This window comes from Brachybacterium sp. AOP3-A1-3, from assembly GCF_052378285.1.
Classification (GTDB): Bacteria; Actinomycetota; Actinomycetes; order Actinomycetales; family Dermabacteraceae; genus Brachybacterium.
In genome coordinates this window covers 348,130-369,415 of the sequence record NZ_JBQSXM010000003.1, presented here as the reverse complement: position 1 = coordinate 369,415, position 21,286 = coordinate 348,130, and the positions used below count along the sequence as shown (strand labels likewise).

Annotated in this window: 16 protein-coding genes and 1 pseudogene; 11 read left to right on the top strand and 6 right to left on the bottom strand. The window is 71.4% G+C overall.

Going from position 1 to position 21,286, the window contains the following annotated elements:
- The first annotated feature begins 12 nt into the window (after positions 1-12).
- From ACT3T5_RS06895 to ACT3T5_RS06885, 3 genes are all read left to right on the top strand, one after another.
- Positions 13-543, top strand: a complete 531-nt coding sequence (locus tag ACT3T5_RS06895) for a hypothetical protein (protein ID WP_444578563.1) — start codon at positions 13-15, stop codon at positions 541-543.
- The gene (locus ACT3T5_RS06890) at positions 540-1,832 is read left to right on the top strand and encodes a glycosyltransferase family 4 protein (protein WP_444578565.1); all 1,293 of its coding nucleotides are present in this window, start codon (positions 540-542) and stop codon (positions 1,830-1,832) included. Before ACT3T5_RS06895 ends, ACT3T5_RS06890 begins: the two co-directional genes overlap by 4 nt.
- A gap of 172 nt (positions 1,833-2,004) precedes the next feature.
- Positions 2,005-4,044, top strand: a complete 2,040-nt coding sequence (locus ACT3T5_RS06885) for an acyltransferase family protein (RefSeq protein WP_444593971.1) — start codon at positions 2,005-2,007, stop codon at positions 4,042-4,044.
- 31 nt (positions 4,045-4,075) lie between these two features.
- Here the strand turns inward: ACT3T5_RS06885 and ACT3T5_RS06880 are convergent, their stop codons facing one another.
- Positions 4,076-6,256: a potassium transporter Kup gene (locus tag ACT3T5_RS06880; protein WP_444593970.1), complete on the bottom strand. Its 2,181-nt coding sequence runs from the start codon at positions 6,254-6,256 to the stop codon at positions 4,076-4,078.
- Positions 6,257-6,363: 107 nt separating this feature from the next.
- A complete protein-coding gene (locus tag ACT3T5_RS06875; protein ID WP_444593969.1) occupies positions 6,364-8,334 on the bottom strand; it encodes a glycoside hydrolase family 127 protein in 1,971 nt (656 codons plus the stop codon).
- Positions 8,335-8,508: 174 nt separating this feature from the next.
- Between ACT3T5_RS06875 and ACT3T5_RS06870 the strand changes: the two genes are divergently transcribed.
- On the top strand, positions 8,509-9,516 hold the full coding sequence (locus ACT3T5_RS06870; protein WP_444593968.1) for a LacI family DNA-binding transcriptional regulator: 1,008 nt from the start codon (positions 8,509-8,511) through the stop codon (positions 9,514-9,516).
- Positions 9,517-9,596: 80 nt separating this feature from the next.
- Here the strand turns inward: ACT3T5_RS06870 and ACT3T5_RS06865 are convergent, their stop codons facing one another.
- Entirely contained in the window at positions 9,597-10,718 is a 1,122-nt protein-coding gene (locus tag ACT3T5_RS06865) for an adenosine deaminase (protein ID WP_444593967.1), read from the bottom strand.
- A 251-nt stretch (positions 10,719-10,969) separates the two neighbouring features.
- Between ACT3T5_RS06865 and ACT3T5_RS06860 the strand changes: the two genes are divergently transcribed.
- The 6 genes from ACT3T5_RS06860 to arr all read left to right on the top strand — a co-directional run bounded on the left by ACT3T5_RS06860 (position 10,970) and on the right by arr (position 17,545).
- Positions 10,970-12,538 carry an alkaline phosphatase D family protein gene (locus ACT3T5_RS06860; protein ID WP_444593966.1) on the top strand — a complete coding sequence of 523 codons (1,569 nt, stop codon included), beginning with the start codon at positions 10,970-10,972 and terminating at the stop codon, positions 12,536-12,538.
- 116 nt (positions 12,539-12,654) lie between these two features.
- Complete coding sequence (locus tag ACT3T5_RS06855; RefSeq protein WP_444593965.1) at positions 12,655-13,500, top strand: polysaccharide lyase family protein; 846 nt, start codon at positions 12,655-12,657, stop codon at positions 13,498-13,500.
- A gap of 150 nt (positions 13,501-13,650) precedes the next feature.
- Positions 13,651-14,535 carry a glucose-1-phosphate thymidylyltransferase RfbA gene (gene rfbA, locus ACT3T5_RS06850; protein WP_444578578.1) on the top strand — a complete coding sequence of 295 codons (885 nt, stop codon included), beginning with the start codon at positions 13,651-13,653 and terminating at the stop codon, positions 14,533-14,535.
- A gap of 74 nt (positions 14,536-14,609) precedes the next feature.
- Positions 14,610-15,611: a dTDP-glucose 4,6-dehydratase gene (gene rfbB / locus ACT3T5_RS06845; protein WP_444593964.1), complete on the top strand. Its 1,002-nt coding sequence runs from the start codon at positions 14,610-14,612 to the stop codon at positions 15,609-15,611.
- Positions 15,608-17,005 (top strand): sugar nucleotide-binding protein, encoded by a 1,398-nt coding sequence (locus ACT3T5_RS06840; RefSeq protein ID WP_444593963.1) that lies wholly within the window; start codon positions 15,608-15,610, stop codon positions 17,003-17,005. The genes rfbB and ACT3T5_RS06840 overlap by 4 nt, the downstream gene beginning before the upstream one ends.
- A gap of 114 nt (positions 17,006-17,119) precedes the next feature.
- Positions 17,120-17,545 carry an NAD(+)--rifampin ADP-ribosyltransferase gene (arr, locus tag ACT3T5_RS06835; RefSeq protein WP_444593962.1) on the top strand — a complete coding sequence of 142 codons (426 nt, stop codon included), beginning with the start codon at positions 17,120-17,122 and terminating at the stop codon, positions 17,543-17,545.
- 16 nt (positions 17,546-17,561) lie between these two features.
- Here the strand turns inward: arr and ACT3T5_RS06830 are convergent, their stop codons facing one another.
- From ACT3T5_RS06830 to ACT3T5_RS06820, 3 genes and pseudogenes are all read right to left on the bottom strand, one after another.
- On the bottom strand, positions 17,562-18,281 hold the full coding sequence (locus ACT3T5_RS06830; RefSeq protein ID WP_443350618.1) for a GAP family protein: 720 nt from the start codon (positions 18,279-18,281) through the stop codon (positions 17,562-17,564).
- 163 nt (positions 18,282-18,444) lie between these two features.
- A pseudogene (locus ACT3T5_RS06825) lies at positions 18,445-19,917 on the bottom strand (amidohydrolase); the annotation flags it as partial.
- 30 nt (positions 19,918-19,947) lie between these two features.
- Positions 19,948-20,121, bottom strand: coding sequence for a hypothetical protein (locus ACT3T5_RS06820; protein WP_444593961.1), 174 nt, complete (start codon positions 20,119-20,121; stop codon positions 19,948-19,950).
- Positions 20,122-20,327: 206 nt separating this feature from the next.
- Between ACT3T5_RS06820 and ACT3T5_RS06815 the strand changes: the two genes are divergently transcribed.
- Positions 20,328-21,284 (top strand): ABC transporter permease, encoded by a 957-nt coding sequence (locus tag ACT3T5_RS06815; protein WP_444593960.1) that lies wholly within the window; start codon positions 20,328-20,330, stop codon positions 21,282-21,284.
- The last annotated feature ends 2 nt before the right edge of the window (positions 21,285-21,286 follow it).

Here is a 21,286-nt window from a genome sequence, read left to right as displayed (position 1 = left end):
GCGGGCGCGAGCGTGGCGGAGGTATCCGGAGGCACGGCAGCCACGGAGGGGACGGCCGGGTCCGACGGATCCGGCCAGGCCGACGGAACCGATCAGGCCGACGGTTCTGGCCAGGCCGACGGTTCTGGCCAGGCCGACGGAGCCGGCCAGGCCGACGAGGCGACCCCTCACGGTGATCCGGGAGCCGGCGCTGCGGGACCACGGGCGCGGCTGCTCGCCCTCGCGGGACTCGCGGTGCTCGGCAGCGAGGGCGATACGGTGGGTCGCGTGCGCGATATCTACCTGCACGATGCCACCGGCGAGCTCGCGGCGGTCTCCGTGGTGCGTCGTCAGCTCAGCTCCCGCCACGGGGTCATCCCGTCGGCCGCGATCGCCGAGCTGCCTGCTGCGGAGCCCGACGAGAGCGCGCAGTCGATCCGTCTGCTGATCTCCGCCGAGACCGCTCGCACCGGGATCCGCCCGCCGCAGACCGGCCACCTCACCCCCGAGCTGCTGCGCGAGGCGCACCAGGTGCTCGGGCTCGAGGAGTCCGCGACCGCATGAGGATCCTGCTGCTGACGCACTACTACGCGCCCGAGTTCGGGGCGCCTCAGCGTCGATGGTCCGCCCTGATCGAGCGCTTCATCGCCGCCGGCCATCGGGTGACCGTGGCGGCGCCGGTGCCGCACTATCCCAGCGGACGGCCCAACAGCACCCAGCGGCGCACCCATCGCGTGGGCGGGGTCGAGGTGGGCCGGCATGGCGAGACCGTGCTGCGCACCGCCTATCTCCCGCACTTCGCAGACATCGGCACCCGCACCGCCGATCACCTGGTGGCCGCCGCGGATGCGCTGTGGCGCCTGCGTCGGCGGTTCTCCCGGCCCGATACCCGACCCGATGTGGTCATCGCGACCGCCCCCGCGATCCCGACGCTCATGGTGGGGCGCGCGCTCGCCTCCCTGTGGGACGTTCCGCTCGTGGTGGAGATGCGTGATGCCTGGCCGGATCTGGTCACGCACGTCGGCCCGGCCGGCGCGCTCGTGGCCGAAGCGGTGCACGCCCCGCCTCGGAACGCCGCCCGGACCAGCATGCGCTGGGCGGTCGCGCTGGCCAAGGGCGTGGTGCACCAGCAGGTGACCAGCTGGCAGAGCGGCGCGCAGGCCGTCGTGACCACGACGGATCGCTTCGCCGAGGTGCTCGAGGAGCGCGGCGTCACCGAGATCGACGTGGTGCGCAACGGCACCGATCTGTCGAAGGTCACCCCGCGTCACGACCACCTGCCTGGTGACCATCCAGAGCTGCGCTGCCTGTACCTGGGCAACATGGGGCGCTCGCAGGGACTGGACACCGTGGTGCGGGCCGCGGCGCAGCTGCGTCGCGAAGGTGTGGACCTGCAGGTGCGTCTCGTGGGCCACGGGGTCGAGGCGTCGGCCCTGGCCGCTCTGGCCGAGGAGCTGGACGCGCCGGTGGAGGTGCTGCCGCGCATCCCGCACCGCGAGGTCGGCGCGCAGTACCACTGGGCGGACACCGTCGTGGTGTCGCTGCGGGACTGGGCGCCGTTCCAGTGGACCGTTCCCTCCAAGCTCTACGAGATGCTCGCGACCGGGCGGCACATCACGGCGCTGCTGGATGGCGAGGCGGCCGACGTGGTGCGGGCGGCCGGCGCCGGCCACGTGCTGCCCCCGCAGGACGTCGACGCGCTCGCGGACCTGTGGCGGGGGCTCGCCGCGGACCGGTCGCAGGCGGGCGTGCGGGCCAGCGGCAGAGCCTGGGTCTCCGACCACGCCGACGACGACGTCCTCGCGCGGAGGTACCTCGACATCCTCGCCCGCGTGATCCGCCGGGCCGCGTGATCCGCCGGGCCGCCTGACCCGTCCGAGCCGTCGGACTCCGCCGACCGTGGACCGATCTGCCGGATCCTGCACCGACGCGGGACTCGTCACGCGACCGTGCGTTGCGCTTCCCCTGGAGCGCGCGGCGCGGAATATACTCCACGGCCCGAGGACATCCACGGGAAGGACACCAGTGAGCGCTCACGCCAGAGCAGCGGCCGGGACGCCCGCCGCGACGAAGTCCGGGTTCCGTCCCGACGTCCAGGGGCTGCGGGCGATCGCCGTGCTGTTCGTGGTGCTCTACCACGCCGGGGTCCCGCTGATCACCGGTGGTTTCGTCGGGGTCGACGTCTTCTTCGTGATCTCCGGATTCCTCATCAGCACCCATCTGCTGGAGATGCTGGAGACCCACGGGCGGATCCGCTTCGGGAGCTTCTACGCCAAGCGCGCCCGACGGATCCTGCCGGCGTCCCTGCTCGTGGCGCTGCTGACCGTGCTGGCGGCCTGGATCTGGATGCCTCCGCTGCTGATGAACGAGGTGGCCAAGGGCGCAGTGTCCGTCGCGCTGTACGTGCCCAACATGCTGTTCGCCGTGGAGGGCACGAACTACCTGGCCGAGACCAGCCCGTCGGTCTTCCAGCACTACTGGTCCCTGGGCGTCGAGGAGCAGTTCTATCTGTTCTGGCCCGCGATCCTCGCGCTCGGCTTCTGGCTGTGCCGGCGCAGCGAGCGGCGCCTGCTGATCGTCGTCTCGGTCCTCACAGCGATCTCGTTCGTGCTGTGCGTGGTGGGCATGGCCATCTCCCAGCCGTGGACCTTCTTCGCCCTGCCCACGAGGGCGTGGGAGCTGGGCGCCGGCGCGCTGGTCGCGTTCCTGCTGCGCTCCGGGGCGCCGTGGCTGCGTTCGGTGCGCACCGGTCTGCTGTCCTGGCTGGGGCTGGCGCTGCTGGTGGCGGTGGGTCTGCTGTACACGGACGTGACCCCGTTCCCCGGATACACCGCGGCGCTGCCCGTGATCGCGACCGCCCTGCTGATCGTGGGCGGTGCGGCGCCCGGCGGCGCGAACGCGAATCGTCTGCTGAGCGTGCGCCCGATGCAGTTCGTCGGTGCGATCTCCTATTCGCTGTACCTCGTGCACTGGCCGCTGCAGGTGATCCCGCAGGTCGTCGCCGGGGAGGAGTCTCCGCTCCCGCTGTGGGTCAAGCTGCTGCTGGGCGCGGCGGCGTTCCCGCTGGCCTGGCTGCTGTTCCGCTTCGTGGAGCGCCCCGTGATCGCCTGGGCCCCGCTGCGGCAGCGTTCGCAGCTGTGGACCGGCGCCGTGGCGCTCGCGGCGTCCGCCGCACTGATCGCCACGGGTGGCAGCAGCTATCTCCTGACCCAGGAGGAGGCGGCGACCGATGTCGCGGCGGCCGCGGAGGCCCCGAGCCCGAACCCCGAGGGCACCGATTTCGTGCCCGAGAACCTCACGCCCTCCCTCGAAGAGGCCGAGGACGACAATCCCACGATCTACGCCGACGGCTGCCACCGCCAGGAGCCCGACACCGACCCCAGCGGCTGCCAGGTGGGGGACAACGAGGACGCTCCGCTGGTGTTCCTGTTCGGAGACTCCCACGCGGCCAGCTGGTACCCGGCCCTCGCGGAGCTCGCCGAGCAGGGGAAGATCCGCCTGGACACGAACACCAAGAGCTCGTGCACCTCGGCGGACCTCCGGCAGCTGGACAAGGGCGTGGAATACACCGAGTGCGACGAGTGGCGGGCCGGCGTGATCGACCGGATCAACGCCGAGCAGCCCGACCTGGTGCTGCTGACGAACTACCCCGGCGCCCCGCCCGAGCTGGTGGGCGGCGACGACGACTTCCCCGCGAAGTGGCAGGCCGGGCTGGAATCCACGATCGGGAAGATCGACGGGCCGGCCGTCGACGTGCTCGCCGACGTCCCCAACCAGGGCAGCACCTCCGCGGTGTGCCTCTCGGCGCATCTGGAGGACGCCCAGGAGTGCGCGATCCCGGTCGGCGAGGCGTTCGACGCCCCTCTGGTGAAGGCCACCGAGGCCCCCGCCACGGACAGCGGTGCGACGTTCCTGGATCTCGGGCGGTACTTCTGCAACGACACGAACTGCCCCGCGATCATCGGGAACACCCTGGTGTACCGCGACGGCCACCACCTCACGGCGCACTTCAGCCGCCAGATGGCCGAGCCGCTGTGGAAGGAGCTCGAGCCGACGATCGGCTGAGCCGGGCCGACGCCGACGGGCGGCCGGGCCGCTACAGCACCGTCTCCGCGCCCATCACCACGGTGCGCGTGGGCGGCAGGTGCAGCACGTGCGTGCGGTTGGCCGAGGCCCGTTCGAGCTGACGGAAGATCGCCTTCTGCCAGCGTGGCATGGAGCTGTCCTGGCCGGGTTCGATGCGGAACACGGACAGGAAGTAGACGGCGTCCTCGGGATCCAGCACCAGCTCCGGGACGTGCTGCGTGCAGTCCGGTGCGCAGTGGTCGTGGAGGTGCCCGCGCAGCTCGATGGCGGCGCGCAGCGCGGCGGGGACGTCCTGCGAGTCATGGAAGCCCACCTGATAGGTGACCTGCACGATCCCGTCGGAGCTGTCGCCCAGCACGTCGACCAGCACCCGGTCGTCGCGGTGCACGCGCGGCACCCAGAGGTGCTTCATGGTCACGATCACCACGTGCTCGTGGAGCACGCCGTTCATCTCCACGCCGGTGCGCAGGGCCAGCGGCACCGTCGTCGGATCCCCGTGGGGGTACACCGCGAGGCCGTGGACCCGCGGGACGGCCCGGGCGGGCCCGGCCACGAAGTCCGCGATCGGTCCCTCCATCTCACGGCGCCGCCCGAACAGGATCCGCGAGCCCCGCTTCCACACCAGCATGATCGTGGTGAGCACGGCGGCGACCACCAGCGGCAGCCAGCCCCCGTCGGGGATCTTCACGACGTTGGCGGCGAGCAGCACGAGCTCCAGACCGCCCACGACCACGGCCATGGTGATCACGCGCCACAGGGGCCACTTCCGGATCCGTCGGGCGTAGAGCAGGAACAGGGCGAGCACCAGGATGATCGTCCCGGTCACCGCGAGGCCGTAGGCCGCGGCGAGCGCCTCGGAGCGTCGGAAGACGACCACCAGCACCACCACGCCCACGAACAGCAGCGCGTTGATCGAGGCGACGTAGATCTGCCCGCCGTGCTCGGCGGAGGTCTGCGTGACCTTCAGCCGCGGCAGCAGGGACAGGCGCGTGGCCTGGCGGGACACGGAGAACGCGCCGGAGATCACGGCCTGGGAGGCGATCACGGTGGCCATGGCGGCGAGCACCACCAGGGGGATGCGCAGGGCGTCGGGCACGAGGGAGAAGAAGGGGTTCGCGACGGCGGCGGGGTCGGCGAGGATCAGGGCGCCCTGGCCGAAGTAGTTCAGCAGCAGGGCGGGCAGCACGAGGCAGATCCAGGCCAGCGCGATGGGCCGTCGGCCGAAGTGCCCCATGTCCGCGTACAGCGCCTCGGCGCCGGTGATCGTCAGCACCACGGCGCCCATCGCGATGAACGCGACCACGGGTCGGTCGATCATGAACGCGATGGCGTAGTGCGGGGACAGCGCCCGCAGGATCGACGGGCTCGCGAGCACGTGCGGCAGACCCATCGCCGCGAGCGTCAGGAACCAGATGACCATCACGATCCCGAAGGAGCGGCCGATGCGGGCGGTGCCCCAGCGCTGCACCGCGAACAGCGCCGTGAGCACGATCAGCGCGCCGGGCAGGATCACTGTGTTCGGGACGGAGCTGGCCACCTCGATGCCCTCGAAGGCGGAGAGCACGGAGATCGCAGGGGTGATCAGCGAGTCCCCGAAGAACAGGGCGGCCCCGACCACGCCGAGCACGAGCGCGACCGCCGCTTCCCGGGAGCCGATGAGCGAGCCGCCGGTGCCGAGCTTGCGCAGCACGAGCGCGGTGAGGGCGAGGATGCCGCCCTCACCCTGGTTGTCGGCGCGCAGGATCAGCCCGATGTAGGTGACGCTGACGATGATCAGCAGGCACCAGGTGACCATGGAGATCACGCCCAGCACGTCGGACTCGGAGGGGGCGACGGCGTTGTGGTGGGTGCTGAAGACCGTCTGCAGCGCATACAGCGGGCTGGTGCCGATGTCCCCGAACACCACGCCGAGCGCACCGGTCATCAGGATCGCCAGCGGTTCCCGGGTGCGGGGCATGCCGCGCTGGTCGAGGTGGTGATGGGGGTGCTGGTGCGGATCAGGTGCGTGCGCGGGGTGCGGTCCCGGGGCGTGACGTGCGGCCGACGCGCGCTGCGCGCGGTGCGGGTGCTCCGGGTCGGTGTCGGTCGACGGAGGGACCGGTGACTCGTGGTCGTCGGTCTGGGGGATTTGCTCGTGATCAGGGTCAGATGGCTCGTCGGAGCGGGGCGAGCGCGAGGAGTTCTCGGGCACGACGCTGATCCTGCCACTGCCCGGGCCGTTTGCACCCGACCGGACCGCAGCAGTTCTGTTCCCTGCGCCTCACCAGGGGCGGCGCAGGCCTGCGCGCCGCGAGATCATCAGTCGGCCTCGAGGGGGAGCCACACGCGCATCGGGCCCACGCTGCGGTTGCCCCAGGCGTAGTACGGGATCGCGGTCCAGGTGGTGGGCGTGCGGGTGACCTCCGCATCGGCGCTGCCGTGGACCGGGTAGGGCCAGGCGGCGGCCGCGGCGGAGACGGCGACAGCGCTGCCGCGGACGGCGAGCGGCACGGCGCCGTCCAGCGCGGGGAGCGGATCACCGGCCGACGGGGCCTGGTGCGGATCCACGGCGGCGTCGTCGACGCTCGCCGCGCCGTCCTGGTCCTCGTTCTCGAGCGCGTAGACCAGCGGGCCGCGCTCGAGGGCGACGGCGCCGCGGGAGGCATCGAGGCGGTGATGGGCGCCGACGAAGCGCGGGGAGAGATCCAGGTCCAGCTCGATCACGTCGCCGGCGGTGAGGACCGCGCGGACCTCGGCGGGGGAGCCGTCGGCCGGCACCGTGATCGGCTGCTCGGGCGCCGCGGCCGCCATCCCGCGGAAGGTGACCTCTGCGGTACCGCGCGACCAGGCCGGGATGCGCAGCGACACGGTGCGCTCCGTCGCCGGGGCCTCGAGGACCTCCACGTGCACGCGGCCGTCCGTCGGATAGTCGGTGGTGACGCGGACGCTCAAGGTGTCCGTCCCCTCTCCGGCGCTCCAGGTGCCGGAGGCGAACTGATGGAGCTGCAGGCCGTCGGCGGTCGCGGTCGCCGCGAGATGGTCGAGGCTCGCGAAGGTGCGCATGATGTTGGGCGGGCAGCAGGCGCAGTCGAACCAGCCGCGCCTGCCGTGGGCGATCGAGCGGCCCTCGTCGGCCGTGGCGCCCTCGCGCAGCTGCAGGGAGTTGACGTAGAAGTACTCGGTGCCGGCGAGGGAGACACCGGGCAGGAAGGCGTTGAACAGCAGGCGCTCGATGACGTCGGCGTAGTGGCTCTTCCCGGTGGCCAGGAGCAGGCGCCAGGCCCACTGGATCGCGCCGATCGCCGCGCAGGTCTCCGCATAGCCGCGGTCGGTGGTCATCTCGAAGGGGTCCCCGAAGGCCTCCCAGTCCCAGCGGGCGCCCATCCCTCCGGTGACGTACGTCTTGGAGGCCAGCAGATCGGCGAAGACGGATTCCGTGGTGGCGAGCAGGGCGGCGTCGCCGTCCTCGACGGCCTGGTCGGTGGCGCCGGCGAAGAGATAGAGCGCGCGCACGGCATGCCCCTCCGCGGTGCGCGCCTCGCGCACCGGGACCGCGGCGGAGAAGTAGCCCGGCCCGGGGTTCACGCCGTCGAAGCGCTCCTCGCGGCCGCGCATGTCCAGGAAGAAGCGGGCGAGGTCCTTGATCTCCTCGCGGCCGGTGAGGCGGAACAGCTCCACGAGCGCCATCTCGATCACGGGGTGGCCGCCCGTGGAGTGGCGCAGCTCGGGGCCGAACACGGTGCGCAGGTGCTCCACGATCCGCAGCGCGACCTCGAGCAGCTCCTGCTCGCCGGCGTTCCGGGAGAGGGCGACGGCGGCCTGGATCAGGTGGCCGTAGCAGTACAGCTCGTGGTTCCAGGCCATGTGCGAGTAGTGCTCGTCGGGGGAGTGGCGCAGGGTGTGGACGGAGTTGAGGTAGCCGTCCTCCTGCTGTGCGCCGGCGATCATCGAGGTGACCTCCCGGGCCATGCCGCGCAGCTCGGGATCGTCCTCGCGGCCGAGTTCGAAGGCGACCGCCTCGAGCCACTTGTAGACGTCGGAGTCCTGGAAGATCATCCCGGAGGCCCCGCCCTGCTCCGTGCCGCCGACGATGCGGAAGTTGCGGAACGTGCCCGAGGCCTCGAGCTGTTCATAGCCGGAGCGCAGGCCGGCCGTACGGTTGCGCTGCTGGCGGGTGTGCCAGAAGCCGCCGGTGATCCGGGCGGCCCCGGGCTGCAGGGGACGCAGCGTGACGGCGGCCTGAGCGGTGGGGACCGCCGGGGCGGCAAGCGTGTTCGGGGACGTCGTCATCAAGGACCTCGCAGGTGAGCTTCGTTGCGGAAAGTGCGGAAACCAAGTTTCTGTGTCGATAATGGCATGCTCCCTCCAGCGGGACAACCCCCGCCCCGGAACGCACGTCACCGCACGCCACGCGTGCCACCGCACGCCACACACCGCACACCATGCACGAGCCCAGGAGGCCCCGTGAAGACCACGCCGATGCGACCGTCGATGCCCTCCCCCCGCATCGCCGACGTCGCCGAGCTCGCCGGGGTCTCGATGAGCACGGCGTCCAAAGCGCTCAACGACACCGGGCAGCTGCGCGAGGACACCCGGGCACGGGTCAAGGAGGCGGCGGCGCAGCTCGGCTTCGTGGTCGGCGCCTCCGGCCGTGGGAGCGCCGATACCCGCACCTACACCGTGGGCCTGCTGACCACGGACAGCTTCGGCCGCTTCACGATTCCGCTGCTGATGGGCGTCGAGGACGCGCTCGCCGGGGGCAAGATGGCGATCATCCTGTGCGACACCCGCGACGACGTGCTGCGCGAGCAGCACTACCTGCAGTCCCTGCAGGAGCGGCGCGTGGACGGCCTGATCATCACCGGGCGCACCACCGATCCGCGACCCTCCATCTCCCTGCCGATCCCGACCGTCTACGCCTTCTCCCCCTCGGAGGACCCCGACGACTACGCGGTGGTGGCCGACGAGGGCGCCGGGGCGACGATGGCCGCCGAGCACCTGCTGGCCATGGGCTCGCGGCGCATCGCGCACGTCACCGGACCGCAGCGGCACCATTCGGCCGACGCCCGGGCGCTCGCCGTGCAGCAGACGCTGGGGGATGCCCTGGTCGCGCCCACCCTCTTCGGGCACTGGTCCGAGGAGTGGGGCCGCGCCACCGTGGACATGCTGCTGGCCTCCCACCCCGATCTCGACGGACTCCTCTGCGGCTCGGATCAGATCGCGCGCGGGGTGACGGATCGCCTCCGGGAGAAGGGGATCGACGTCCCCGCTCAGGTGCGGGTCACCGGCTTCGACAACTGGGAGGTCATGGCGCTCGCCTCGCGCCCGCCGCTGACCACCGTGGACATGGGCCTGACCGAGCTGGGCCGCCTCGCCGGCCGCACCCTGCTCGACCTGGTCGAGGGGAAACCCGACGTGCCGCACCAGCAGGTGCTCACGCCCCGCCTCGAGGTCCGCGCCTCCAGCCTCTGACCTCGGACCGAGGCGCAGAACTCCGGGCCCGTGCGGGACGGTTCGGGGCGTGGGGATGCGCGAGCGCGGGACTGCCGGGGTCAGGCCTCGCGGGCGGCGCGGAAGGCGGGCAGCACGACCTCTTCGCGCAGCGCCCGACGGTGCGGCTCGGGGGCGAAGCCTGCCTCGAGCCCGGTGAGCACGACCTGCTCGAGGTCCTCGAGCGTCCAGTCGAAGGTCTCGGTCACCAGGGTCATCTCCCGGGAGGTGGAGGTGCGGCTCATGAGGCGGTTGTCGGCGCTCAGCGCGAGGGTGAAGCCGAGGTCGTGCAGCGGCCCGACGGCGTGACGGGCGACGTCCGTGGTGTCGCTGGTCTGCAGGTTCGAGCTGGGGCATACCTCGAGGCAGATCTGCTCGCGGTGCACGCGCGCCGCGACGGGGCCGAGCTCCTGGCCGTCGATGTCCTCGATCAGGCGCACGCCGTGGCCGATCCGCTGCGCGCCGCAGTCCAGGGCATCCGCGATCGAGGAGGGGCCGTCGGCCTCCCCGGCGTGGATCGTGACGTGGATGCCGTGATCGCGGGCGAGGTCGAACTGGGCACGGAACCGGGACGCCGGGAAGCCCTCCTCGGGGCCGGCCAGATCGATGCCCACCACGCCGCTCGAACGCCGATCCATGGCGAGCTCGACCAGGTCATCGGTGGGCTCGAGGTGGCGGAGGTAGGCCAGCAGCTGACCCACCACGATCCGTGCGCCGGAATCCGCCGCCGCAGCGACGCCCTCGTCCAGTCCGTCCTGGACCGCCTGCACGGCCTCGTCGAGGCTGAGCCCGCCGGCGGTGTGCTGGTGCGGTGCCCAGCGGGTCTCGGCGTAGACGACGTCGTCGGCGGCCATGTCCTCCACGAACTCGCGGGCGATGCGCCGCAGCGCGGGGGCGGTCTGCATCAGCGCGAGAGTGCGGTCGAAGGTGGCGAGGTAGGCGGGCAGGGACCCGGAGTCGGCGGCGTCGTGGAACCAGTCGGCCACATCCTGCGCAGTGGGGACCTCGGCGCCGCCGGGCACGTCGACGCTGCCGTCCGCCTCGCGGGCAGGAGCGATCGGCGGCGGGGCGATGCCCAGCTCGGCGCACAGCTCGAGCACGGTCGCCGGGCGCAGCCCGCCGTCGAGATGGTCGTGCAGCACGACCTTGGGCAGGGATCGCACAAGAGCGGGGGAGAGGCGCATCCGTGCAGGATACGCCGGAGAACTGGGCGTGAATCGCGTGCTCGGGCCGGTGTCGTCGAGTCCGGGAGTCGGGCCGCGGGCGGTCGAGGCTCGGGGCACCGAGCTTCCCGAAACCATTCACGGGACTTTCCTCGTTCGTCATGCGCGCGAAACCCCCCTGTGGTCGGATCGGACGTGGACACGCTCGACACGGAGAGCTCGAGCGACCTCCCCGAATCCCTTCTCCCACACCCCCACGCCCAGGAGACCCCATGCCGGCATCCGCCGCGCCCGCCACTGCCACCGCGACCGCCCCCGTCAGCCGCCGCCGGCTGCTCCAGGCCAGCGGTGCCTCCGCCGCCGTGATCGCCCTGGGCATCACGGCCCCGAACGCGAGCGCCGAGGAGGGGCCGCAGCCCGAGGGCCTGTTCTCCCTGGGCGTGGCCAGCGGGGCGCCCCGGCCCGACGGCGCGGTGCTGTGGGCCCGGCTGGCCCCGGAGCCGCTCGCCGAGGACGGCCACGGCGGGATGGAGCTGCGGGATGTCACGGTGCGCTGGCACGTCGCGAAGGATCCTGAGTTCCGGCAGATCGCGGCCCGCGGGCAGGCCCTCGCCCAGCCCGAGCTCGCGCACGCCATCCACCCCAAGGTCGAGGGCCTCGACCCGGCGACGGACTACTACTACCGGTTCTCGGTGGGGCGCACGAACAGCCCCGTCGGCCGCTTCCGGACCCTGCCCGCGCAGGGCGCGGAGGTCGAGTCCTTCAGCGTCGGTGTGGTCTCCTGCCAGGCCTGGTACCACGGGCATTTCACCGCGCACAAGCATCTGGCCGCGGAGGAGGAGCTGGACCTGGTGGTGTTCGTGGGCGACTACATCTACGAGTACGGCATCACGGAGGCGAACCTCTGGCGCCAGGGCGCCGAGGTGGGCCCCGCGCATCAGGTCGAGACGGAGACCCTCGAGCAGTACCGGCTGCGCTACGCCCTGTTCAAGCTGGATCCGCACCTGCAGGCGGTCCACGCCCGGGTGCCGGCGGTCGCCGTGTGGGACGACCACGAGGTGCAGAACGACTACGTGGGCGGCGGCTCCAGCACCGGCATCCCGGAGGATCAGTTCGCCTATCGCATCGCCGTCGCGTACCGCGCCTTCTACGAGAACATGCCGCTGGACATCGAGGCGCTGCCGGAGGGTCCGGATTCCGACATCACCACCGGGTTCGACGTGGGCTCCCTCGCGCGGTTCTCGCTGCTGGACACCCGCCAGTTCCGGGACCCGGCGCCGACGGGCGCCGAGGACCAGCAGGATCCGGACCGCACCATGCTCGGCGCGGAGCAGGAGGCCTGGGTGACCGAGCGCCTCGAGCAGTCCCCGGCGCTGTGGAACGTGATGGCCAATGGCGTGGTGGTCGCCGCGATCACCGAGGACCGCACCGACATGTGGGACGGATACCCGGCGGCCCGGCAGCGTCTGCTGGACGCGATGGTCGCCAGCAGCAACCCTGTGGTGCTCACCGGCGACATCCACAAGCACGTCGCCGCGGAGCTGCTGGCCGACTTCACGGATCCGGGCAGCGGCACCATCGGGGTGGAGCTGATCTGCACCTCGGTGGGCTCCGACGGCGACGGCGCGAAGACCGACAACTACACCGATGACTGGACGCAGCACGAGTACGTCAAGCACTACGACGGCCGACGCGGCTACATCCACCTGCGCTTCACGCCCCAGGAGCTGGTCTCCAGCTTCTACATCGTGGAGTGGATCGAGGCCGACGACACCGCCCCGAAGCAGCTCTCGGCGCGCTTCACCACGCCCGCCGGCGACCCCCGCCTGATCCAGGCCTGACCCGGCCCGACCCCCGCCTGATCCAGGCCTGATCCCGGCCCGCCCCGGCCTGACCCAGGCCCGCCCCGGCCTGACCCAGGCCAGATCCCGGCCCGACCAGCCAGAGAAGAGCAGCCATGAGCCCGCGCCCCGACACCGTCACCGACCTGCACGCCGAACCCGCCCTGGCCAGGACGCTCCTGTCCTGGGAGCCCCTGGGATTCGACCCCCTGATCGACCACTTCCGGATCTACGCGGTCCGCGGCGAGAGCGCCCCGGAGGAGCCGCAGGAGAGCGACCTGATCGCCAAGACCGTCTACCCGAACGTCGCGCACACGAACCTCGACCCGGCCGGGGAGACCTGGACCTACACCGTGCTCGCGGTCTCCGACGCGGGCCGGCGCGGCCTCCCCAGCGCTCCGGTGACCGCGAGCTCCCAGCCCTCGGTCACCGCGACCGGGCGGGAGATCGCGACGATCGGCGCCTTCGACGGCCGCACGCTCGAGCACCACCTGGCCCCGAACTCGTACGCGAAGATCCCCGACGAGTTCCCCGACGCGCTCGTCGAGTACGAGCAGGGGACCGACGAGCCCGGCGCCGCCTGGCCGTACCTGCTGCCGGGCCCGGGCGACGCCTGGGCGGGGAAGAAGGCCTACCGTGCCCGCTGGACGTTCACGCTCGAGGAGGCACCCCAGGCGGAGTACGACCTCGCCGTGTGGCTCGTGGACACCACGCGGCTGGGTGGGATCCTGCGGGTCAGCGCCAACGACGAGCACGTCACCGATATCGAGCTGCCCGTGGGCAGCACCCGCGGCTCCCGCGAGGGGGACGCGACCGTGCCGGGCTCGACGCTGCGGCGCTCCTTCCACGAGCACGCGCTCCCGGCCTCGCTGCTGCAGGCAGGGGTCAACGTCCTCGAGCTCGAGCTGGCCGAAGGCGGCTGGGCGGCGTGGGACGCGGTGGGGGTGTTCGCGCGGGAGTAGCAGGAGCAGCGGGAACGGCAGGAGTGGCGGGAGCAGCCGCATCCCCGGGTCGCGGGATCTGTCGCTGCCCGTCGCCTCCCTCGAAGCACCTCGAGATCCCCGCGTGAAGAAAAGGGTGCAAAACGGACAAAGCGTGACATACTCCGTAGTATGCGAGGCATCATTCTGGCGGGCGGCACAGGCTCGCGGCTGCATCCTTTGACCATCGGCGTCTCCAAACAGCTCATGCCTGTCTACGACAAGCCGATGATCTACTACCCCCTGAGCACCCTCATGCTCGCGGGCATCCGCGACATCCTGATCATCACCACCGCCGATGACCAGCCCGCGTTCCAGCGCGTCCTCGGCGACGGCAGCCGCTTCGGGGTGTCGCTGAGCTATGTCATCCAGCCCGATCCCGACGGTCTCGCCCGCGCCTTCGTGCTCGGCGAGGAGTTCCTGGCCGGCGAGCCGGCCGCGCTCGTGCTCGGGGACAACCTCTTCTACGGGCAGGGCATGGGTGAGCAGCTGCGCCGCTTCCACGACCTCGAGGGCGCGGCCGTGTTCGGCTACTGGGTGAACGACCCCAGCGCCTACGGCGTGGTCGAGATGGACCGCGACGGCAACGCGATCTCGCTCGAGGAGAAGCCGATCCGCCCCCGGTCGAACTACGCGGTGCCGGGCCTGTACTTCTACGACGCCACCGTGGTGGAGCGGGCGAAGATGCTGCAGCCCTCCGCGCGCGGAGAGCTCGAGATCACCGACCTGAACCGCTCCTATCTCGACGACAGCATGCTGCAGGTCGAGGTGCTCACCCGCGGCACCGCCTGGCTGGACACCGGCACCTTCGACGACCTCGCCGCCGCCGGGGACTTCATCCGCACCGTCCAGCAGCGCCAGGGCCTGTCCATCGGCGCGCCCGAGGAGGTCGCCTGGCGGATGGGGTACCTCAGCGACGAGGAGCTGCGTGAGCGCGCCGAACCGCTCGTGAAGTCCGGCTACGGCCGTTACCTGCTGGACGTCCTGAGTCGCGAACGGGCCGATCGGCCCGTCTGACCCTCGGCCCTGCCCCACCTCTCGGCCCGCTCCACCCGTGGGCCCGTCACCCACCCACCGCGGAGGAATCCTCGATGTCGCGTCATCTGCTCGTCACCGGAGGGGCCGGCTTCATCGGCTCCGATTTCGTCCATTACGTCATGGCCCATACCGAGGACACGGTCACGGTGCTGGACAAGCTCACCTATGCCGGCAGCCGCGAGTCGTTGGCCGGGGTGCCGAGCGGCCGGGTGCGTCTGGTGGTCGGGGACATCGCTGATGCCGCGACGGTGGAGCCGCTGGTCGCGGAGGCCGACGCGGTGGTGCACTACGCGGCGGAGTCCCATAACGACAACTCGCTCGAGGATCCCAGCCCGTTCCTGACCACGAACCTGATCGGCACGTTCACGCTGCTCGAGGCGGCGCGGAAGCACGGCACCCGGTTCCATCACATCTCGACCGACGAGGTCTACGGGGATCTGGCGCTCGATGATCCCGAGCGGTTCACGGAGGCCACGCCCTACAACCCGTCGAGCCCGTACTCGGCGACGAAGGCCGGCAGCGACCTGCTGGTGCGGGCGTGGGTGCGGTCCTTCGGGGTGCAGGCGACGCTGTCGAACTGCTCGAACAACTACGGGCCGCGCCAGCACGTGGAGAAGTTCATCCCGCGCCAGATCACGAACCTGATCGACGGGATCCGGCCCCGGCTGTACGGGGCGGGGCAGAACGTGCGCGACTGGATCCACGCCGATGACCATTCCAGCGCGGTGCTCACGATCCTGGATCGCGGCACGATCGGGGAGACCTACCTGATCGGGGCCGACGGGGAGAAGAGCAACCAGGAGGTCGTGGAGCTGATCCTGGACCTCATGGGGCGTGAGAGCACGGACTACGAGCACGTCACCGACCGCGCCGGTCACGATCTGCGCTACGCGATCGACTCGACCCGGCTGCGCACCGAGCTGGGCTGGGAGCCCGCGTTCCAGGACTTCGAGGCGGGTCTGGCGGCGACGATCGACTGGTACCGGGGGAACGAGGCGTGGTGGCGCCCGCAGAAGGCGGCCACCGAGGCGAAGTACGCGAAGGCGGGGCAATGACGGTGCTCGCTGTGCACGAGACCTCGATCCCGGGTCTGCTCGTGATTGATCTGCCGGTGCATGGGGATGATCGGGGCTGGTTCAAGGAGAACTGGCAGCGGCAGAAGATGCTCGCCGCGGGCCTGCCGGACTTCGGCCCGGTGCAGAACAACATCTCCTTCAACCAGGCCGTGGGCGTCACGCGGGGTATTCATGCGGAGCCGTGGGACAAGTACATCTCGGTCGCGACCGGGCGCGTGTTCGGGGCGTGGGTGGATCTGCGCGTCGGGGACAGCTTCGGGGCGACCTACTGGCACGAGATCACGCCGGAGGTGGCGATCTTCGTGCCGCGCGGGGTGGGCAATGCGTTCCAGACCCTGGAGGCGCCGGCGGCGTACACCTACCTGGTCAGCGACCACTGGTCCGACGCCGCGCAGTCGCAGTACACGTTCCTGAACCTGGCGGACGAGACGGCGTCGATCCCGTGGCCGATCCCGCTGGACCAGTCGGAGCTCTCCGCGAAGGACCTCGCCCATCCGCGTCTGGCGGAGGTCACGCCGGTGCCGCCGCGCCGCACCCTGGTCATCGGCGGGGGCGGGCAGCTCGGTCGTGCGCTCGCGGCGCGCTGGACGTACCGGTCCGACGTGGACGTCGTGACGCGGGCGCAGCTGGATCTCGCCGATCCCGCGAGCGTCGACGCGTTCGACGTCTCCGGGTACGGGACGATCGTCAACGCCGCGGCGTACACGGCGGTCGATGCCGCAGAGTCCGAGGAGGGGCGTCGTGCGGCCTGGGCGGTCAACGTCATCGGGGTCGCGCGCCTGGTGGAGGTCGCCCGTGCGCAGCGGGCCACGCTCGTGCACGTCTCCAGCGACTACGTCTTCGACGGGACCGCCGAGGTGCACGGCGAGGACGAGGCCCCGAGCCCGCTGGGGGTCTACGGGCAGACGAAGGCCGCCGGCGACCAGCTCGTGGCGAGCCTGGGGGAGCACTACATCGTGCGCACCAGCTGGGTGATCGGCGAGGGCGGCAACTTCGTGGACACCATGGCGGGCCTCGCGGCGCGCGGCATCGACCCGACGGTGGTCGACGACCAGATCGGCCGGCTCACCTTCACCGCCGATCTCGCCGCCGCGATCGACCACCTGCTCACCGTGCGCCCTGCCCCCGGCACCTACAACGTCACGAACGAGGGTGAACCGGTCAGCTGGGCCCGGATCGCCGCCGAGGTGTTCGCGCTGACCGGCCACGAGCGGGGTCGCGTCACGCCCGTGAGCACGGGTGAGTATTACGCGGGCAAGACGGGGATCGCCCCACGACCTCGGCATTCCGCTCTGGACCTCGCGAAGATCCACGCCACCGGCTTCGCCCCCCGCGAGCAGTTCGCGGCCCTGGGGGAGCACCTCGCGGGCTGACCGCGCCGAGACGGAGGAGCTACGGAGAATTTCCTCGCGCTTCGCGGTGGCGCGCGCGACGTTCCCGGAGCAGACTTCTGGGACCTGCAGACGCCGATCCAGAGGGAGGGCACGATGACAGAGCCTGCACCCTTCGAGGTGTTCGACGAGGGCGTGTACCTGCACGGCACGAAGGCCGCGCTGGAGCCCGGGGAGCTGCTCACGCCGCAGCAGCCCTCGAATTATCGAGACGGCCTGGCGATGCGCCACGTCTACTTCACCGAGACTCTGGCCGCCGCGGCCTGGGGAGCCCAGCTCGCCCAGGGCGAGGGCCAGCCCCGCATCTATGTCGTGGAGCCGACAGGGGAGATCGAGGACGACCCCAACGTCACCGACAAGCGGTTCCCGGGCAACCCGACACGTTCCTATCGCACCCAGGAGCCGGTCCGCGTGGTCCGCGAGCTCGAGGGCTGGACCGGGCACAGCCCCGAGAGCGTGCACGCCATGCGGGAGGGCCTCGCCGAGCTGCGCCGAAGCAGGGATGACGAGATCATCGACTGACGGCAGACCCGCGCGCTCAGTGCAGCGAGAGCAGCTGCCGCAGCCAGGGCACGTGCGCGCCGATCAGGGAGATCGTGCCGTCCCCGAGCACCAGCAGCGCGATGAGCGCCAGCACCACGGCGAGCACGGCCTGCAGCGCGCGCCATCGCTCGACGAACCAGTCGGCGAGGCGCCGCACCAGGCGATCATGCTTCCCGGTGCTCGCGATGATCGTGAGGGTCACCAGCGGCGCCTGGTAGATGAGGTGCCACAGCACGAGGAGCCCGATCCGCAGGGGGAGCGACTCCTCCTGGGCGGCCATGCCCACCGCAAGCGTGAACGCCGGATCGGCGAGAGCGGTCATCGAGAAGGCGAGGCCGGCGGCGAGCAGGGGCCAGATCGCGAGCCGGGACGGCGTGCTGCGACTGCTGAGCCGGCCGGGGGCGGAGGGCTGCCGATGCACCGAGCGCCACTGGTGCAGCGCGAGCGCGCCGAGCGCGAGGCCGGCGACCACCTCGATGCTGCCGATCGCGTTGTTCGAGTGGAGGATCGGGCGCAGCCACGTGCCGAGCACGGTGAGAACGGGGTGCAGGAGGGCGGTGACCGGGATGATCACCAGCGCGTAGCCGCCGCAGAAGGCGAGCAGGTGCCGAAGCCGCCCACCGCGCAGGAGGATACCGGTCGCGATGACGCCGCCGAGCACGTCCATGGTGATCGCGCCGAGCCCCAGGAACGCGAGGACGCCGGCGAGAGTCATGATCCGAGCGTACGAGGCCGGACCGTGCGATGCGGCGCTGCTGGCGCCCGTTCGTGACGGGGGTTATCCAGATGTCAGCTTCCGGTGCACAGCACTCCGCACAAAGCACACCGCCGCCGCGCAGCGCCGCTGGACGGCCGGGAGGGGACGAGGCGGCGCGGCCTCACGCCTCGAAGACGACCTCCCCGTCCTTGATCGTGGTGACCACCTCGAGGTCTCGCAGGTCCTGCGGGACGGTGGTCAGAGGGTTCGCCGAGAGGATCACGAGGTCGGCGCGCATGCCCTCGCGGATCAGGCCCTTGGTGTCCTCTTCGCCGTACTGGTAGGCGGCGTCGGTGGTGACGGCGCGCAGCGCCTCCCAGGTGGAGATCCGCTGCTCGAGGCCCACGGGCCGGCCGGCGCGGCTGATGCGGTTCACGGCCGCCCAGATCGTCAGCAGCATGTCCGGGGGCGTGACGGGGGAATCCTGGTGCAGGGTGATGCGCACGCCGCGGTCCAGAGCGGAGCGGGAGAGGGAGACCCGGCGCCCGCGCTCGGGCCCGACGTTGCGCAGGTGCACGTCGCCCCAGAACCAGGTGTGCACGGAGAAGATCGACGCGATCATGCCCAGCGGCGCCATCCTCTCCAGCTGGTCGTCGCGCACGGTCTGGGCATGGATCATCACCGGCCGGGCCCCGAGCAGGGCGGGCACCTCGGCGCCGACGCGCTCGACCGTGGCGACCCACAGCTCGGCCGCGGCGTCGCCGTTGCAGTGCACGATCAGCTGACGGCCCTGGGCGGCGACCTCGCGCACGTACGTCTCGACCTGCTCGGGGGAGTGGATCGGGTACGCGCAGCCGGGGCACTCGTCCCCGGGAATCGCCGCATACGGCTCGCTCATCCAGGCCGAGCGTGCCTGCGGCGAGCCGTCGAGGATCATCTTGTACCCGCCCAGGCGCAGCCCGCCCACGTACTCGCCCGCGAAGTCCGGATGCGTGTCGTAGGCGACGGTGCCCGTCTGCACGACGGGATAGCAGACCAGGCCCAGGCCGATCCCGCCGGCCTGGGCGACGCCCACGAGGCTCGCGATCCCGGTGGGGTCCGCGGCGCCCTCCTGCGCGGTCGTGATGCCATGGCGCAGGTAGTCCTGAACCGCGAGCGAGACCGCTGCGGAGGGGTCGGCCGCGCCGCCGGGCAGCAGCCCGCCGCTGCGGTTTGGGTCGAGGGCTGCGGCGAAGGCGGCCATCGCAGGGTGCTCCTCGACGTAGCCGTCGGGGGTGCCGTCCGCAGTGCGGCCGAAGCGCCCGCCCTCGGGATCCGGGGTCTCGGCGGTGAGGCCCGCCCCGTCCACGAGCACCGAGTTCCCGACGGCCACGTGCAGGCTGCGGTGCAGGGCGAACACGGGCAGCTCGGTGGTGACGGCATCGAGGTCGAACCGGGTGGGGTGGCGGCCCTCGGCCAGCAGGTTCGGGTCGTACTTCGCGCCGATCAGCGGGGAGCGGTCGTCGGGCTCGCGCTGGGCGAGGCGCTCGCGGAAGGCGGCGACGATGTCGTCGATGCTGGTCGCGTGCTCGAGGTCGACGACGGCTGCCAGCGCGCCGTGCTGCAGCAGGTGCCCGTGGGAGTCGATGAACGAGGGCATCAGGGCGCGGCCGTCGAGGTCGACCTCGGTGGCCTCGGGTCCGAGCTAGGCACGGGCGTCGTCCAGGGCGCCGACGACGGCGATCCGTCCGTCACGGACGATCACCGCCTCCGGGGCGTCGTCCTGATCGACCATCGTCAGGATGGGGCCGGAATGGTAGAGCGTCTCCACGGTGAGCAGTCCTTCGATGCGGTGAGGCGGTCTCGTCGATCGTGTCATGCGGCCGACGGGGCGGGTCGTGCTCTGGTCCGAATCTGCGGCGCGACAGCGAACAGTCCGGTAACGATCAGCTCCGAGGGCTGGTCAGATGGCTGAGGGTCGGGTTCGATCGAGGGGCTGACTGGGCGGAACGCCCGTCACGCCTGCCCTCGCGGGGTAGTGTCCACCCAGCGAATCGACGACACGGGACGGAGCTCAAGCAGCTCATGAGTGACAGCGCCAGCGCGGCAGCGGCCGCCCGATCCTCCGCGGATCCTGGGTTCGCCGGGGGCTCCGATCCAGCAGAAGGCCCCGATCCCGCCGAGGACAGCGAGCATTCGACCCGGGTCGCCAAGGCGGCTCGGCGTGGCCGATCCCGCCGGCTGCGCCGCAACCGGCTCCTCCAGGCCAGCGTGCTGGTGGTGGTCCTGGCCCTGTGGTGGCTGATCACCGCGCTCAAGCTGGTGGACCCGCTGTACCTGCCCAGCCCTCAGGCCGTCTTCGGGGCGTTCGTCGACGCGAACCGGTGTATCGAGGTCGATGAGGCCACGGGGCGCACCGTCTGCGGGGTGCAGAACTACTACCTCTGGGAGCACCTGCTCGCCTCCCTGCAGCGCATCGGCGTGGGCGTCTCCCTGGCGGCCGTGGCCGGCATCGCGCTGGGCGGGCTGATGAGCATGTGGGAGCCCGCGAACACGGCATTCGCCCCGTACCTGAACTTCCTGCGCGCCCTGCCCCCGCTGGGCTACATCGGCCTGATCATCGTGTGGGTGGGCATCGGCGACCTCTCGAAGTTCCTGCTCCTGTTCCTCGCCGCCTTCCCGCCGATCGTCATCGCCACGATCGACGGCGTGCGCGGGGTGCGCGAGGACTACGTCTCCGCCGCCCGCAGCATGGGCGCGGGATCGCCGCAGATCGCCCGCTTCGTGGTGCTGCCGGCGGCCACCGCCTCGATCCTCTCCGGGGTGCGCCTGGCGATCGGCTTCGCCTGGACCACCGTGGTCGCCGCCGAGCTCAACAACGGCATCCCCGGCATCGGCGGTCTCGCCTACATCTCCGGCACCCAGCTGAAGACTCCGCTCACCATCGCCTGCATCATCGTCATCGGGCTCGTGGCTGTCGCCCTGGATGGTTGCATCCGATGGATCGGCGACCGCCTGGTGCCCTGGCACGGAAAGGTCTGAGA